16 protein-coding genes and 1 tRNA gene are annotated in these 17283 nt (G+C 40.0%); 10 read left to right on the plus strand and 7 right to left on the minus strand.

Annotation, left to right across the window (positions count from 1 at the left end; all coding sequences use genetic code 11):
• Nucleotides 1-14: 14 nt before the first annotated feature.
• The 6 genes from F777_RS0114205 to tig all read left to right on the plus strand — a co-directional run bounded on the left by F777_RS0114205 (nt 15) and on the right by tig (nt 5651).
• Entirely contained in the window at nt 15-485 is a 471-nt protein-coding gene (locus F777_RS0114205) for a GAF domain-containing protein (RefSeq protein WP_026752628.1), read from the plus strand.
• A 230-nt stretch (nt 486-715) separates the two neighbouring features.
• On the plus strand, nt 716-1960 hold the full coding sequence (locus F777_RS16895; protein ID WP_081720524.1) for a DEAD/DEAH box helicase: 1245 nt from the start codon (nt 716-718) through the stop codon (nt 1958-1960).
• A gap of 57 nt (nt 1961-2017) precedes the next feature.
• The gene (locus tag F777_RS16900) at nt 2018-3253 is read left to right on the plus strand and encodes a serine hydrolase domain-containing protein (protein ID WP_037369553.1); all 1236 of its coding nucleotides are present in this window, start codon (nt 2018-2020) and stop codon (nt 3251-3253) included.
• A gap of 99 nt (nt 3254-3352) precedes the next feature.
• Nucleotides 3353-4096, plus strand: a complete 744-nt coding sequence (locus tag F777_RS0114220; RefSeq protein WP_026752629.1) for a sensor histidine kinase — start codon at nt 3353-3355, stop codon at nt 4094-4096.
• A 29-nt stretch (nt 4097-4125) separates the two neighbouring features.
• A tRNA-Leu gene (locus F777_RS0114225) sits at nt 4126-4207 on the plus strand.
• A gap of 79 nt (nt 4208-4286) precedes the next feature.
• Nucleotides 4287-5651 (plus strand): trigger factor, encoded by a 1365-nt coding sequence (gene tig, locus F777_RS0114230; protein ID WP_026752630.1) that lies wholly within the window; start codon nt 4287-4289, stop codon nt 5649-5651.
• 43 nt (nt 5652-5694) lie between these two features.
• Here tig and F777_RS0114235 read toward each other — a convergent pair whose 3' ends face one another.
• Nucleotides 5695-7305, minus strand: coding sequence for a patatin-like phospholipase family protein (locus F777_RS0114235; RefSeq protein WP_026752631.1), 1611 nt, complete (start codon nt 7303-7305; stop codon nt 5695-5697).
• Nucleotides 7306-7478: 173 nt separating this feature from the next.
• On the opposite strand from F777_RS0114235, the gene F777_RS0114240 reads away from it, so the two are divergent.
• Genes F777_RS0114240 through F777_RS18110 form a run of 4 tightly spaced genes read left to right on the plus strand, consistent with a single transcriptional unit; the run spans nt 7479 to nt 10256 of the window.
• Nucleotides 7479-8174 (plus strand): ClpP family protease, encoded by a 696-nt coding sequence (locus tag F777_RS0114240; protein WP_026752632.1) that lies wholly within the window; start codon nt 7479-7481, stop codon nt 8172-8174.
• 20 nt (nt 8175-8194) lie between these two features.
• Nucleotides 8195-8833, plus strand: a complete 639-nt coding sequence (locus F777_RS0114245; RefSeq protein WP_201767615.1) for a ClpP family protease — start codon at nt 8195-8197, stop codon at nt 8831-8833.
• Nucleotides 8834-8839: 6 nt separating this feature from the next.
• Nucleotides 8840-10075 (plus strand): ATP-dependent Clp protease ATP-binding subunit ClpX, encoded by a 1236-nt coding sequence (gene clpX / locus F777_RS0114250; protein WP_026752634.1) that lies wholly within the window; start codon nt 8840-8842, stop codon nt 10073-10075.
• A 19-nt stretch (nt 10076-10094) separates the two neighbouring features.
• The gene (locus tag F777_RS18110; RefSeq protein WP_173399634.1) at nt 10095-10256 is read left to right on the plus strand and encodes a hypothetical protein; all 162 of its coding nucleotides are present in this window, start codon (nt 10095-10097) and stop codon (nt 10254-10256) included.
• On the opposite strand, the gene F777_RS0114260 is transcribed toward F777_RS18110, so the two are convergent.
• From F777_RS0114260 to F777_RS0114285, 6 genes are all read right to left on the minus strand, one after another.
• Nucleotides 10257-12197: a tetratricopeptide repeat-containing sensor histidine kinase gene (locus tag F777_RS0114260; protein ID WP_026752635.1), complete on the minus strand. Its 1941-nt coding sequence runs from the start codon at nt 12195-12197 to the stop codon at nt 10257-10259.
• An 84-nt stretch (nt 12198-12281) separates the two neighbouring features.
• Nucleotides 12282-13421 (minus strand): acyl-CoA dehydrogenase family protein, encoded by a 1140-nt coding sequence (locus tag F777_RS0114265; RefSeq protein ID WP_026752636.1) that lies wholly within the window; start codon nt 13419-13421, stop codon nt 12282-12284.
• A 143-nt stretch (nt 13422-13564) separates the two neighbouring features.
• Nucleotides 13565-14485, minus strand: a complete 921-nt coding sequence (locus F777_RS0114270) for a ComEA family DNA-binding protein (RefSeq protein ID WP_026752637.1) — start codon at nt 14483-14485, stop codon at nt 13565-13567.
• Between the two features lie 19 nt (nt 14486-14504).
• Entirely contained in the window at nt 14505-15281 is a 777-nt protein-coding gene (locus tag F777_RS0114275) for an MBL fold metallo-hydrolase (RefSeq protein ID WP_026752638.1), read from the minus strand.
• Nucleotides 15282-15330: 49 nt separating this feature from the next.
• Complete coding sequence (locus F777_RS0114280; RefSeq protein WP_026752639.1) at nt 15331-15606, minus strand: hypothetical protein; 276 nt, start codon at nt 15604-15606, stop codon at nt 15331-15333.
• A 73-nt stretch (nt 15607-15679) separates the two neighbouring features.
• Entirely contained in the window at nt 15680-17239 is a 1560-nt protein-coding gene (locus tag F777_RS0114285) for a T9SS response regulator signal transducer PorX (protein ID WP_026752640.1), read from the minus strand.
• Nucleotides 17240-17283 lie beyond the last annotated feature (44 nt).

Raw genomic sequence — 17283 nt, forward strand, 5'->3', positions numbered from 1 at the left:
TTTATCTTTGCAGTATGGCAGAAGATTTACAGATTATCAAAGGAACCAAGTCTGAACAATACGAGGCATTGATCCCTCAAATTAAAGGTTTGCTAAGTGGCGAACCTAACCTGATTGCCAACCTTGCCAATACAGCAGCAGCCCTAAAAGAGCAATTCGGCTGGTTCTGGATAGGTTTTTATCTGGTAGAAAAAGACGAACTGGTACTAGGCCCCTTCCAGGGACCAGTTGCCTGCACCAGAATCAGAAAGGGAAGAGGGGTTTGCGGAAGCAGTTGGGAGCAGGCTAAAACCTTGATTGTACCCGACGTTGAAAAATTTCCCGGTCATATAGCCTGCAGCAGTTTATCTAAATCTGAAATCGTTGTTCCTTTATTCAAAGACGGAAATATATGGGGCGTTCTGGATGTTGATAGCAGCGATTACAACCAGTTTGATGAAACCGACCAGCTTTATTTAGAACAAATTGTTGCGCTGCTATCTTAATACACAAACGCTATAAGCTTTACCATTTACTTACTGCTAAAGGCAAGTTTCCCGCTAACGGTCTCCATTTGAAAACCATGCGCATTTGGGCTTCTCCCCCAAATTATGTACCTTTGCATTATTCGTATATGTCTCAGTTATACTGGAATCTACTTCAGTGACAAGGTAATCCCAACAATATCAGGTTATATACCACTTGAAATTTCAAGTGTTCATTTAAATCACATTTTGTGTTATTCAAAGAATTAGAACTCATTGAGCCCATCTTAAAAGCGCTCGAAACAGAAGGGTATACCAACCCTACCCCCATTCAGGAACAAGCGATTCCGTCCGCCCTTGCAGGTAAAGACATTTTGGGTTGCGCCCAAACAGGAACAGGAAAAACAGCCGCTTTTTCTATTCCTATTCTTCAACTGGTTTGTCAGTCTCAGTTAAACGGAAATTTCACCAGAGGCATCAAGGCATTAATCCTTACCCCTACCAGAGAATTGGCTATTCAGATTGACGAAAGTATTGCAGCGTATGGTAAAAATCTGCGCATCTCCCATGAAGTTATTTTTGGGGGTGTATCGCAACATCATCAGGTAATTAACTTAAAGAAAGGAGTAGATATTTTAACTGCTACCCCAGGTAGATTACTAGACCTGATGCAACAGGGATTTATTCATTTAAAAGATATTCGTTTTTTTGTATTGGACGAAGCCGATCGTATGTTAGACATGGGCTTTATTAACGATGTAAAGAAAGTTGTGGCTAAACTACCTGAGAAAAAACAGACCTTGTTTTTCTCAGCCACAATGCCCGATGAAATTAAAAAATTAGCCAACACCCTTTTAAAGAATCCGGTAACCATTGCGGTAACACCTGTTTCTTCTACGGTAGAAAAAATTGAACAGGCGATTTATTTTGTTGAGAAGGAAAACAAAAAAAATCTGCTACAAGATTTACTACAAGACAGTACCATCAAGTCGGCACTGGTATTTACCAGAACCAAGCACGGTGCAGATAAAGTTGTGAAGAATCTGGTTAAACAAGGAATAACTGCTGAAGCCATTCATGGTAATAAATCACAGAATGCCAGACAAAGGGCATTGAACAATTTTAAAAATGGTAGCACCCGCATCCTGGTTGCTACTGATATTGCAGCAAGGGGAATTGATGTAGATGGTTTGTCCCATGTATTCAATTACGAATTACCCAATGTTCCGGAAACCTATGTTCACAGAATTGGCAGAACAGGCAGGGCGGGAGAAAGCGGTATGGCCATTTCTTTTTGTGACACAGAAGAAAGAGCTTATTTGAAAGACATTCAGAAGCTGATAAAAATTGAGCTGCCGGTTGTAAGCAACCACGAATACCATTCGGCTACCCCTCAGAAAACCAGTTCCAATCAACCCGAAAAAATAAAGAAACCTGCACCCAGAAACAGAATGGTGAAACAGAGTTATTACAAATCTGGGAGAAGCAGCAAGTAATTTTTCTGATTTAAGCACTGACTGATCAGATTAGCAATAGTTTTTTTAGATTGTAGCATGATTAAACCCATTCATTTATTCATCGCTACAATTTTTTTTGCCATTACAGGAAATGCACAATCTGCAAAGAAGGGGGCAATTGCATTGTATTATCCTGAACGTTCCAACTGGGAAACCAAAGCTCCCGAAGCATTGGGAATAACTGCATCAACGATAGAAAAAACGATCGCCACTGCCAGGGCTGCGGAGTCACCCAATCCCAGAAGTATGGAAGAAAACCATTACAAAACTTTTGGTAAAGAACCTTTTGGTGATGGCATTGGTCCTTTTGAAGACCGTGGAGAACAGACTGGTATCATTATTTACAAGGGGTATAAGGTAGCAGAATGGGGCAGCCCGCTAAAACCTGATATGACCCATAGTGTGGCAAAAAGTTTTTTATCTGCTGTTGTAGGTTTGGCAGTAGATGCGCAATTGATACGGTCGGTTCAGGATCCGGTACACAGCTATGTTCCACCCATTGAGTTATTTCAACCTGAGCCTGTTAGTAAACCCGCTTCTCTGTTTAATCAACCAGAATTATTACACCCTTTTGAAACTGTTCACAACAAAACCATTACCTGGGAATCCATGTTAAGACAAACCAGTGATTGGGAAGGAACGCTATGGGGTAAACCCGATTGGGCAGACCGGCCCGACCCTGATCCCAAAAAATGGTTGAACAGAATCCGTTATCAGCAGGGTACTGTTTTTGAATACAATGATGTTCGGGTTAATGCGCTGGCATTGGCAGCTACCAGTGTTTTCAGACAACCGCTTCCTCAGGTTTTGAAAAAAAATATCATGGACCCCATTGGGGCATCCAATACCTGGCGTTGGACAGGCTACCGGAATGCTTGGATTGTATTGGACGGAAATCCGGTTCAGTCTGTAAGTGGTGGCGGCCACTGGGGCGGAGGCATGTTTATACATGCGGAAGACATGGCTCGCTTTGGATTACTTACCCTGCGTAAAGGCAAATGGAAAGATCAGCAAATTCTTTCTGAGTCCTGGATTCGTCAGTCTACCACTCCGGGTCCGGCCAACAAGGAATATGGATACATGAATTTTTATTTAAATACCGACCAGAAATTAATTCCAGCTGCACCGGCTGAATCGTTTGTGCATTTGGGCAATGGAAATAATGTGGTGTATGTTGACCCCATTAACGATTTGGTAGTAGTTTTGAGATGGGTAACCCAAAAAGGGATGATTGACACCATTTCCACACTACTGGAGGGACTCAAGAAATAACAATTTTTCGTCAATAGACGAATATTTTATAATTGCTTAAATCTCAATGATAAATACCTAATTTTAGGTGACGGCGTTTCCCCCAGCCGATTATACGCCATGATTAACCCAAGTCCTATAGCAACGGAAAGCTTAGAAGAGCAAAACCGAAAATTGCTGAAAACGCAACATGCACTGGAAAAAAAAGTAAGTCAGCTAAAAGATTTTGCTGGGATTATAACGCATGATGTAAGGGGACCTGCCCATAATATTTCCAAAATGTTGGAAATGTACGAAAGCACCAATGATCCGGAACTGAAAAAAGCTTCCATGGATTATTTAAAAAAAATCAGCAAGGACCTTACCAACAATCTCAATGAACTGATTCAGATATTACAAATCCATCTGGAAAAAGACATTCCTGCTTCAGATTGTTCTTTTGAGGAAGTTATCAACAGCGCTCTGCTTCAATTACAGGATGTAATTCAGCAGAAGAATGCGGTAATTGAACAAGCCCTGGAAGTGGCACAGATTAATTACCCAAGGGTTTACTTACAAAGCATCGTTTACAATTTATTGAGCAATAGTCTTAAATATACCAAACCCGGGACCGCTCCAGCCATTCGCATTGAAACCTTCGAAAAAGAAGGGGCCATTCATTTATCGGTTACTGATAACGGATTGGGTATTGATTTAACTAAGTTCGGCCACTTGCTATTCAAATTTCAGAAGAGCTTTCACAGCGGTTTCGACAGCAAGGGAATTGGTCTATATCTCATAAAAAATCAGATTGAAGAGCAGGGGGGGAATATTTTTTGTGAAAGCGAATCACAAAAAGGAACAAAATTTACTGTTCGTTTTTAAAAAAATCCCCTATTTTTGCCGTCCCAAATGCGGATGTGGCGAAATTGGCAGACGCACTAGACTTAGGATCTAGCGCCGCGAGGCATGTAGGTTCGACCCCTATCATCCGCACTGAACCACCTTTATAGGTGGTTTTTTTATGCGAAACCCTTACCTTTGCAGCCCGATTTTAAGTATATAAAACACCTATATGGCTACAATTACCAGAGAAAACATTGGCTTATTAAATGATAAGCTTACCGTTACCCTTACCAAGGAAGACTATTTAAGTGGCTTTGAAAACAGCCTGAAGAAATATGCAAAGACTGCCAATATACCTGGCTTCAGAAAAGGTATGGTACCCACTGGACTGGTAAAGAAAATGTATGGTCAGGGGGTATTTTCTGAGGAAGTATTGCGTAAAGTAGAGCAGGAAATGAATGCCTATATGACCAAAGAGCAGATTGATATTTTTGCTCAGCCACTTCCACTTGAAAATGACGCAAACAAATTAGACATGAACAATTTGTCTGATTATGTTTTTTCCTTTGAAATTGGATTGAAGCCGGAATTTGAAGTAAATCTGTCAAAATTTGAAGCTACCCGCTATGTGGTAACGGTTACCGATGCAATGATTGATGACGAAATCGCAAGATTGCAGACCCGTTTTGGTAAAATGACAGAACCTGAAACAGTTACAACCGAAGACAATGTATTGAATGTAACATTTACTGAAACCGATTCAAAAGGAAACCCTGTTGAAAACGGGGTAAGCAAAGACAACAGCGTTCTGGTAAAATATTTTGCAGAAAAGTTCCGTAAGAATTTAATGGACAAGAAAAAAGACGATGTGGTACTTCTGCAAATCAAGAAGGCTTTTGAAGACAAGGAAGCAGAAACCATTCTGGCTGATTTGGGATTAACCAAAGACGATGCTGACAAGTATTTCAATATGTTAATCACCAAAGTAGGTTTAGTAGAGAAAGCGGCGTTGGACGAAGAACTATTTAAGCAGATTTATCCAGGCAACGAGAATATTAAAACCGAAGCAGACCTGAGAAATGAAATCAAGACTGAAATTGAAAAATACTATGCTCAGTCTGCTCGCAATCAGGTTCAGGATCAGATATATCACTACCTGGTAGATCATGTTAGCATGGAATTACCAGAAAACTTTTTAAAACGCTGGTTACAAAACGGTGGTGAAAAGCCAAAAACTGCAGAAGAAGCGGAAGCAGAATATCCAAGTTTCTCCAAACAATTAAAGTGGACTTTAATCAGCAGCAAATTGTCACAAGACAACAAAATTGAAGTGCTTCCTGAAGACATCCGCAATTTTGCCAAAATGCAATTGTTCAGCTATATGGGCAACCAGTTAGGTGCTTTGGGCGACAACCAGCAGTGGATTGATGACTATGCAAACAGAATGATGCAGGATAAAAAATTTGTGGAAGACAGTTACCACAGAATCAATGCAGAAAAATTATTTGACGCATTGGAGTCTCAGGTAAAAGCAAAAGATGAAAGCATTAGTGCAGACGATTTTGCTAAGAAATTAGAACACCATCATCATTAATAGAAGATATCATATTTTAAAAACCAGCCAAAGGCTGGTTTTTTTATTGGCATAACTGATGCGCTTTTAGTGCAGTTTTCATCTGACGAAGTAATGTATTTGCAACATAACGGTTCACGAAGAGATGTCCGCTCAGTTGCAAAAGTCGCTTTCTGAACCAGTGACTAGAAATAACAGATAAAATGGCTGCGCTTCTTTTTTGAATGAATGGCTTTAACTCATCAATAAAATCAGCATGGGTAACCGGCCATTGAGGCTCAGGCTTGGTAAATTTAAACAGCGGAATAATTTGCACACTCTCTTCCTTATCGCACAGAAAAGATTTCAAATGAATGCCTGCATATCCTTTGGAAAAAAGTGGATGTTGATGGAAATCCTTCAGTGGGATTGTAAAATGATTTTGCAAAAACCGAATACAATTATACTGCCCCAATGCATAATCGTGCTCTCTGAATCTTTTACTCAGGAATCCACCAAATCCCTGCAGCGAACCGCTTGCAATTGCTTTTTCTCCTTCTATTCGCTCTTTCAGACTCCCCTGGTATCGAACCGGTGAAATTAAAAATTGTCCTGCTTTTTCCTTGTTCATCATATCAGCTATGGGTAGGGGTTTGGCTTTCATTTGGTGCATCATGGCAAACAGAATTTGTTTTGCAACCCCGGTAATGGCAGTTGATTCATTGTCTTTAAATCCGGTTGATTCCGGAAATGGGTCAATCATTAGTACCGTTTGAGTAAAAGAGGAAAATGAATCACGGTCAGTGCCCTGGAATTCACTACCTCCTGCCTTTTGTTGCAGGAGTTCAATAACTTTTTCAAAGGGTTCATTGTTCATGAGGCCACCGTCGACCTGTAAGGAAACATGATCGGCAGAACCATCCAGCAGTATGCCCTGCTGATTCAACCAATGATTTTCCTGAATGAATTTCAGGGGCCGTTTCAATAATACCGGCTTCAATACAAGGGGGAAAGCCCCTGTGGCCATAATTGCTTTTTGCAACAAATTAGCATTGATTCCTTTGGATAAATTCAAAGGAATCCAGCCAGGGTCCGTTAGCTCCCCATAATCTTTTCCCTGCAATGGTTCTGTAAACTGCGACCCTGTCAATTGAAAACAGGCAAAATCATGATGAACCGACATTCGGTGTGTCGACTTTTGCAAATCGGATTGAAAGGAAATATTGAAAGGATATCCTGCCAGATTGGTCATTGTGGCAAATAATTTCATGGCGGGATCCATATAGGGGGGTAATACATTGTGGGGATTAGCAGCTGCTGCAATGGCCCGGAGACTTAATCGTTCAACAAAACTCCCATTGAGCAGGGATGAAAGGGATTGAGATGTAGCAATATCAGCCGTATCCAGCAAGAAAGGGGCCATGGAATCTGCTTCCATTTCAACCCAGCTTTTGTACAAAATTTTTGCAGCAGGTTGCTGAATTGCTGCTGCAGCTAACAGTCCGGTCATTCCTCCCGCAGAAGCCCCACCCACTACTGAAATATTTACCCTATGTGTGGGAACCCCTGACTGACCGCGTTTTTGCTCCCAGTTTTCCAAAACCTCCAGCAAACAATCCAACACACCTGCCGTATATGCGCCAGCCGAAACTGCTCCTGCCATGCAAATTCCTAAATGAAAAGATTCGTTTTTCATATCTTAACAAATAACGTTTCTGAACTTATCTAAAATGAACGACCTTTGCAACCGTGTTTTAACGGTAAATCAAGGGTTATGTCAAAATGCCATGGATAAAGCTTTGCACAGTATTTGAACAGGGTTGATACCGATTTAACAAAACACCTAACTTCAACACGAAATACAGTTATATGAATATTGAAAAAGAATTTGAGAAATACGCCGTAAAACACCATGGAATCAGCAGCGGGGTTTTGCACAATTACAGACAGTATGGTCAGGTTACCAATCTTACCCCTTACATCATAGAAGAACGTCCTTTGAATGTAGCGAGCATGGATGTTTTCAGCCGCTTAATGATGGATCGTATTATTTTTCTGGGAGAAGGCATTAACGATTATGTTGCCAATATTGTAACAGCACAATTACTGTTCCTGGAGAGTACCGACCGTACCCGCGATATTCAGATGTATATCAATAGTCCCGGTGGCAGCGTTTATGCTGGATTAGGCATCTATGATACCATGCAGTTTATTGGTCCTGATGTAGCAACCATCTGCACGGGAATTGCAGCCAGCATGGGTCAGATTTTATTGTGCGCAGGTGTTCAGGGAAAAAGAACCGCTTTAAAACATAGCAGGGTTATGATGCATCAGCCAAGCGGTGGCATTGGCGGACAGGCAACTGATATTGAAATTACTGCCAGAGAAATTAAAAAACTAAAACAGGAATTGTATTCCATCACTGCTAGCCATACCGGCAAATCAGTGGAAACCATTGCAAAAGACAGTGACCGCGATTTCTGGATGACAGCTCTGGAAGCCAAGGAATATGGCCTGGTAGATGAAGTATTATTAACCAATCCACGCAAAGAGAAGAAAGGATAAACCATTCAAAACAAATTACTATGAGTGCTAAATATATATTGAACCCATACTTGTCTAACGACGCTGAAGAGCCTGAAGAAAATAAAGAAGATAAGCCGGAAGCTATGAGTAGCTATCTGACCAAAAAAATGGAACACCTGTTTTTTGAGAAGAGAGCCGTGTACTTATGGGGTGTGGTAGATGATAAATCAGCAAAAGATATTGTATCAAAATTGTTGTTACTGGATGCAGACAAACCGGGTGCAGAAATTAAATTATACATCAATAGTCCCGGAGGTGTTGTAACCAGTGGGATGGTTATGTACGATACCATTAAAATGATTCAGAGCCCAGTTAGCACAATTTGTATGGGACTAGCTGCCAGCATGGGGTCTATACTTTTAAGCGCAGGCACCAAGGGTCGCAGGTTTATTTTTCCTCACGGTGAAGTAATGATTCACCAACCTAGTTTGGGCGGATATTATCAGGCTACCAGTGCTGACATTGAAATTCAGGCCAACCAGATTTTAAAAACCAAACAACTGGGTGCTAAGATTCTGGCTGAAAACTGTGGCAAATCAGTAGAACAAATTCTGGCCGATTTCGACAGAGACTACTGGATGGACGCCGAAGAAGCGGTTGCTTATGGCATCGCTGATGGTATATTAAATAAGATATAAGAAATTATGGCAAAGCAAAATAATTTACACTGCTCTTTTTGTGGGAGAAGTAGGGATGAGGTTAAAATTTTAATCGCCGGTCAGGAAGGGCATATTTGTGAAAATTGCGTTGAACATGCCGAAGAAATCATAGCGCAGGAATTAACCGCAAAAAATAATCCTGCCTCCGCAAGTGGAGCTGTACAAATCAGAAAGCCAAAGGAAATCAAGCAGTTTCTGGATGAGTATGTGATTGGTCAGGATGAAGCCAAAAAAATACTTTGTGTAGCAGTATATAACCACTACAAGCGTGTAAACAATAAGCAGAAAGTAGATGATGTTGAAATTGAAAAAAGCAATATCATCATGGTGGGTGAAACGGGTACCGGTAAAACCTTACTGGCAAAATCAATCGCCCGTTTATTGAATGTGCCTTTTGCCATTGTAGACGCCACTGTTTTTACAGAAGCCGGCTATGTGGGTGAAGACGTAGAAAGCATGCTTACCCGCTTGTTACAGAATTGCAATTACGATGTAACAGCAGCAGAAAGAGGCATTGTTTATGTAGACGAAATAGATAAGATTGCACGTAAAGGTGACAACCCATCCATTACCAGAGACGTTAGTGGAGAAGGTGTTCAGCAAGGTCTTCTGAAAATGCTGGAAGGAACAGAAGTGCTGGTTCCGCCGCAGGGAGGAAGAAAGCATCCTGAACAAAAAATGATCAAGGTAGATACCAAAAATATTCTATTCATTTGTGGTGGTGCATTTGATGGCATAGACAAAGTCATTGCCAGAAGAATCAATACCAATGCCATTGGTTTCAGTGTAAACAAAGATGAACAGGAAATGCAGAGAAGCAATCTCTTGGAATTCATCAATGCACAGGACCTGAAAAGTTTCGGATTGATACCTGAACTTTTAGGAAGATTACCCGTGGTAACCCATTTAAATCCTTTGGATGCCGCCACCTTAAGAAGCATTTTAACAGAACCGAAAAACTCCTTGATTAAGCAATTCACCAGATTGTTTGAGATGGAAGGAATAGAGCTGACCATTGAACCGGCTGTTCTTGATTTTATGGTAGCCAAAGCCATGGAATATAAGTTAGGTGCAAGAGGACTCAGAAGCATCTGTGAAAGTATTTTAACAGAAGCCATGTTTGAGTTACCGGGAACTGAAACAACCACTTTGGATGTAACCCTTGACTACGCTGAAAAAATGTTCAGCAAGAGTAAGCTAAGTGCTTTAAAAGTTGCCTAACCCTAAATTAAGTATACACATGAACGAGTTAATAGAAAAATTAGTAAAGGAAGCTGGTTTGTCAGAACAACAGGCCCAACAAGCCATTGCTACCATAGCAGGATTTGTAAAAGAAAAATTCCCTATGCTGGGAGGTGCTGTTGATCAGATTTTTGCAGCTGGCTCCAAGAGTGAAGATTAATTAAGCTTGCATATGGGGGAGCTTGATAACAAACCTGCTCCCCTTTCCAGGCATACTCTCTATGGTTAAACTACCATCGTGCCTGTTGATTAAATCGCTACAAAGCATTAACCCAAATCCACTTCCTTTCTCCATAGAAGTTCCTGCAGTAGTAAAGTACTGTTTTGCATTTACTTTCTGAATGGTTTCATCAGACATACCAATACCGGTGTCTTCCACCAGAATAATTGTCTCTGATTCTGTTTGCTCTGTTTTTATTTCAATCATCCCTTTTTCTGGGGTGAACTTTATTGCATTACTGATTAAATTCCTAAGTACAATTCTAATCATTTCTTTGTCTGCAAAAATCTGCATCTGTGGATTTACCAGATTATGAAATAGAATTTGTTTGCGATCTAGCAACATTCTATGTTCGTCTTCCAGTCCTTTTACCAATTGGAAGATTACTACTTTTGAACGATCCAGATTTTTACCAGCCATCTGGCCTTTTAGCCAGAAAAGCAAATTATCCAACAAAGAAGTAGTGCCCATATACTGGGTTTCCAGTTGAAGCAATAACTGTTTGGCCTGATCTTCAGGAACAATTCCCTGGTTCACTAAATTCAAAATACCTTTTGTATTTACCAATGGATTTCTAAGGTCGTGCGATATAATTGAAAGTAATTTATCTTTTGTTTTATTATCGGCTTCCAGCATTCTGTTCTGATAAGAAATTTCCTTATTCAGGGCCCCCATTTCTTCAATCTGGGCTTCAATTAAAATATTTTTAGCTCGAAGCTCTCTACTGAAATGTTTTTGTTTTTGATAGTTTATAAATACCATCACCACCAAAACAGCCAGTATAATTAAAATAAAAGTACCGACTGTTAAAATGAATAGCTGTTCATCTGAAGCACGCTGTGCACGAATAAAGGCGTTCTCTTTGTCTAATCTTAAGTTTTGCTGATTCTTGATGATATCAATAAAGTTAGAGGCATACTCATTTTCTTTGATGCGGTGTTGGTTAGTAACAGCAATAATAGTATCCTGCCAGGCAATGGCTTGTTCCGGATTATTAACCTTTTTATAGTAATTAATAATCTGAGTTACACTCTGATAAGTTAAATCATAGGCATTGATTGATTTTGCAAACTCATAAGATGTTTTTGACAATGCATACATTTCATTCAAGAGTCCTCTCTTCAAAGCAATATCTGCAAGTGCAAGATTATTCAGCGCCATTCCATAGCGATCATTAATTTTCTGATCTATTGCCATAGAAGCATTAAAAAAACTGACCGCCAAATCCAGATTCTTCCCATTCAAAGCCAGTTTGCCTAAATGATACAAAGCTTTCTTTTCACCATAGCTGTATTTAATCTTTTTACTGATATTCAAAGCCTGGTCAAATAAAATAACAGCAGAATCTGGTTTGTCTCTGTATAATTGAATTAAACCAAGACTATTTTTAACATTGACAATTTCCTCTTCTTTATTGTACTGTTTAAAAATACTAAGGCATTCATTGAATACGGTAACAGCCGTATCGTAACGACCTTCGAGCAGTAAGGCATTTCCAATTTGCTGGGTTACTTTGGCCAAATTAAAAGTATCCTTGGTTCTCTTAAATATGTCCAGTGATAGATAATAATCGGTTAGTGCCCTTTTGTTGAATCCCTGTTGCTGATAAATTCCTCCTTCGTTTAAATAAGCAATTGCCAATCCTTTTTGATAATCAATTTGCTGTGCCGTAATCTGTGCTATGATCAGCAGGTTCAGCGCTTTTGAAATATCTGAACGTTTGCTTGCAAATGCTTCCTGATTTAAAGAATCAACTACAGCCGTCGTTCCTGTGGATTTCTGGCCATAAAGCTGATTCAAAAAAACAGATAGAACAAGTATGATTAGTATCCGCATATAACTGAATGAAGAAAAAGGATATAATGGATTTATACGTTTCAATATACAAAGTTTTGTGTGAACCTAGTCTATAAAAAAAGAGACCCAATCGGGTCTCTTAATATGAGCAAGCAATCGAAAAACATTTTATTGAAGTACTTCTCTTGCTATCACCATTTTCTGTATTTCTGAAGTTCCTTCCCCAATAGTACACAATTTTGCGTCACGATAGTACTTTTCTACAGGAAAATCTTTTGTGTATCCATACCCGCCAAAAATCTGGATGGCTTCGGTGGCTGCCTTAACTGCCACTTCGCTGGCATAATATTTAGCCATGGCCCCTTCTTTAGTTACTTTTTGCCCTTTATTCTTTAAGTCACAGGCCTGGTGGATCAGAAGGTCGGCAGCCATGATTTCTGTTGCCATATCCGCCAACTTAAAACTGACTCCTTGAAAAGACGCAATAGGTCTGTCGAATTGCTGACGTTCCTGCGCATATTGCAATGCCGCTTCGTACGCACCTTTGGCGATTCCAGCTGAGAGCGCAGCAATGGAAATTCTTCCGCCGTCCAGTATTTTCATGGCCTGTCTGAAGCCATCTCCCACTTCGCCTAAACGATTGCTATCAGGAATAATACAATTATCAAAAATCATTTCTGCCGTTTCACTGGCGCGCATACCCAGCTTATTTTCCTTTTTGCCTGCTGTAAAACCCGGGGTTCCTCTTTCTACCACAAATGCAGTTGAATTACCGCTGGTTCTGGGCTCTCCGGTTCTGCAAATCACCACAGCAACTTCCCCTGACTTACCGTGTGTAATCCAACTCTTAGTACCATTCAACACCCAGTTATCGCCTTGCTTAACTGCCGTTGTTTTCATATTTCCCGCATCACTTCCCGTGTTGGGCTCGGTTAGGCCCCAGGCGCCAATCCACTCAGCAGTTGCCAGTTTAGGTAACCAACGTTGTTTCTGCTCTTCGTTTCCAAAGCTCAGTATATGATTCGTACAAAGTGAATTATGAGCAGCCACACTTAATCCAATACTTCCGCAAACTTTCGCAATTTCCTGAATAATGGCATTGTATTCAAAATATCCTAAACCAGCGCCTCCATAAGCTTCCGGTACCAATACCCCCATTAATCCCAGCTTCCCCATTTCCCTGAACAAAGCCTCAGGAAAAAACTGAGCTTCGTCCCATTCCATAAGATGGGGTTTAATTGATTGCAATGCAAAATCCCTGGCCGTGTCGGCTACCTGTCTGGTTAATTCTGTTTCCTGAAAATTCATAGTTAAAACTTTACAATAGACGGGGGCTGAATAATGCAAGCGTACTATTCAGACCCCCTAAAACAAACAATCGTTAGTTAGTTTGTGGAGCAAATCTAGGGGATTTTACATGAAAAAATTGGTTAAAAAAGGGAAGAATATATTCACAGCCGAACTTGTTGAATCAATTGCTCATATTGAGCCGGTTGAATGAAAACAATCTTTCTTAAATCTTCCAGCTGTTGGAATAATCCATACAGTTTCCTGTATTGAACAATTGCAGACGCAATGTCAGGACTAACCCCTGCTTTAATAAGCAATGCTTCGCTGGCCGTGTTGATGGAAGGAAGTTCGAGCCTTGATTTTTCGGTAGGCGAAATACTATTATTGAGCTGAAGAAAAGGTTCTATGATGGAAAACACAGAGTCAGTTAGTCCATAGGTTTTTCGGATTTCGGAAATGGAATTAAACTGACCTAAATGGTTTCGGTATTTGAGAATTCTGCCTGCTAATACCGGACCAATTCCAGGCAATTGTTCCCAGGCAGTCTGATCTGCCGTGTTAATTTCAATTTTATGTGGCATCCGTCTGCTGTATTCTTTTTTTCCGTAGGTTGAATCTCTGTATGTGTTCGCCTCGCGTTTCTGATATAACGCTTCAATTCTGACAAAAGGCATCAATGATATTGCCAGGTCTGGATGAATGCCCCAGATTTTTTTCAAATCAGCAGCTTCTTTAAATCTTCCCCCCTTATTCCGATAATTACTTAAAGTTTTTATGTTTTTTTCCGTGAAGCCTAATTTGCCCAGCATTGAAGTACTGGCCGTGTTGGGATCAAAGAAAAATAGACTAAGCGTATTCTTGGTTGACGGTGAGACTGTATTGGAAAAATTGCTATCAGGCCCTTTTTCTTTCGGGTAGTCCACCTGATTTGTCCATTGCAACTGCTCAACAGGCAATGGTTGGGGAGTATCTTTTAAAAAATAAGGGGCAGCAATAAATAATCCCAATAGCATCAGCAACCCCAATAATCCAATCCGCTCTTTCTGTGAAAAGCTTAGATAATCTTTCATCCATTTTTTCATCTCCGCAAAATTTGCGGGATTACAAACTAATTTCTAACCCATCAAAAGCAAGTTGTATATGCGATGGTAGTTCCTGATTAATTTCATCGTGCAAACCCAATTGGTGACTTATATGGGTAAAATACACTTCAGGAACTTTCAGCATCTCGGCAATATCAATAGCTTCTTGTAACGTAAAATGAGACAGATGTTTTTCCTTTCTCAAAGCATTTAACACCAGTATTTTGGAACCTTTTATTTTTTCCAGTTCGGACTGCTCAATAAAATTGGCATCTGTGATGTAAGTAAAATCACCCATTCTGAAACCCATCACCGGCATCCGATGATGCATTACCTGTATGGGTTCTACTTTAATATCATTAATAAAGAAAGTTGATTCTCCAATGGTATGCAACTGTATTTCAGGAGTTCCGGGGTATTTATTATCTGAAAAAGCATAATAAAAATCGCGTCTGATAGCTTCTTCCGTTAAGGAATTGGCATACACATTCATGGCAGACCCGGAAAAAAAATTGAATGCACGAATATCATCCAGACCGGCAATATGGTCTTTGTGCGGATGAGTATAAAGAACGGCATCCAGCTTCCTTGTATTTGTCCTGAGCATCTGATAACGAAAATCGGGCGTGGTATCTATCACCACTGTAGTGTGTTCCGATTGAACCATTACACTGGTTCTTAGTCTTTTGTCTTTGGGATTATCTGAAGTGCAAACAGCACAAGTACATCCAATCATAGGTATCCCCGTACTGGTACCCGTACCCAAAAACCGGATCTTTAATGCACTTGATTTCACTGAATAAAACTACGGTAAATTTGTGCTGAACAGCAGGTATTTTTCTAAATTACTCGGTAGTTATCACTGCTTTTCTAACCACTTCTTCATAGAGTTTCTGTGACTCAAGGGTTAATTTATCAAACTGTATATCCAGCTGAGGAATTAATTCCATTAAAGTATTAATCCGACCTTCTATATTTAAGAATTTGTTGAGTACCACTACCCTTCTTGACTCCAGTAAACACCATCCACTCTGGAAAGTACCTCTTTCGTAACGAACCACGTAGTCAGATTCACCTAATATATCTTCTAATTTATTGAGTGTAGATTGCGTGTATTTCATAAGGACAAATTTAACCTTAGTACCCTGCAATTGCACAGGGTTTTATCCACAAACTGGGTAGAAATAGGGATAATCATGCCTTAGACTCCATTTTAATCAGGGGAACAATCATTTCTTCCAGGCTAATCCCTCCGTGCTGAAAACTATTCCTGAAATAATTAACATAATGATTGTAGTTATTGGGGTAGCACAAAAAACTGTCTTCCCTGGCAAAAATAAAGGAGGAATTAAGGGTGGGAACCGGTAGACCTATTTTAGCAGGATCTCTAAAAGCCAGCACTTCCTTATCATCGTAATTCAGGTTTCTACCATGCTTGTACCTAAGATTGGTAGTAGTCATTTTATCCCCAATCACTTTAATGGGCGATTTAACTCTTACACTTCCATGATCGGTTGCCAGAATAATTTTAATTTTTTTATCCGCCACTTTCTTCAAAGCCTGATGCAATGGACTGTGTTCAAACCAACTTCTGGTTAAACTCCGGTAACTGGCTTCATCACTGGCCAGTTCTTTCAGCACTTCCATTTCTGTTCGTGCATGACTAAGCATGTCCACAAAATTGTATACAATTACATTCAGCTGATTGCCCAGCAAATTGTGCATATTGTTCACCAATTGCTGTCCATCCTGGTGATTCAGAATTTTATGGTAACTGATTTTAAGCTGCTCTTTTTTCAGTCTTTTCAACTGCGCTTCCAGGAATTCTTTTTCATGCAAATTCTTACCCCCTTCTTCTTCATCGTTCTTCCATAAATCGGGAAACTTTTTTTCTATTTCTACGGGCATTAATCCTGCAAAAATGGCATTGCGACAATACTGCGTAGCAGTGGGCAGGATGGAGTAAAAACTGTCTTCTTCCAATATTCTGAAGCTCTCGGCAAACACAGGTTCAATGGCTTTCCACTGATCGTAACGAAGATTGTCAATTAAAATAAAAAATACAGGAACCTGATCTTCAATATGGGGCAGTACTTTAAACTGAAAAAGCTGATGACTCATTACCGGTGAATCTGCAGCAGCATGGCTTACCCACTCTTCATAGTGTCGTGTAATATATTTACCAAATGCGGCATTGGCTTCTTTTTTCTGATTCAAGAGAATTTCCCTCATTTCCGGACTATCACTTTTTTCCATCTCCAGCTCCCAGAATACCAGTTTTTTATAGAGATCCATCCATTCAGTATAGTCTGGGTTACCTGACAAAGCCATGAATAATTCTGAAAACTTCTGTTGGTAGGAAACCGTTGTTTTTTCGGCCACCAATCGCTTGTTGTCGATGATTTTTTTTAAACTCAGTAATACCTGATTCGGATTAACAGGTTTTATTAAATAGTCCGCAATCTGACTTCCAATGGCTTCATCCATCAGATTTTCTGTTTCATTTTTGGTGATTAGGACAATGGGAAGTCGTTGCTGAATCTGTTTCATCCTTGTGAGTGTTTCCAATCCTGTTAATCCAGGCATGGATTCATCCATCAGCACCACGTCTACTACGTTGCTCTGAATGTATTCAATTGCATCATAGCCGTTGGTTAAGGTATGAACAGCATACCCTTTTGCCTCCAGAAAAATCTTTTGAGACTGAAGACTTTCAATTTCATCGTCCACCCATAAAATCTGTGCAATTGCCATAGTGCTAAGCTATTTATAATTTTGTTTGTGCTACTAAATACTAC

Origin of the sequence: Sediminibacterium sp. C3 (assembly GCF_000508085.1) — a bacterium.
Lineage (GTDB): Bacteria > Bacteroidota > Bacteroidia > Chitinophagales > Chitinophagaceae > Sediminibacterium.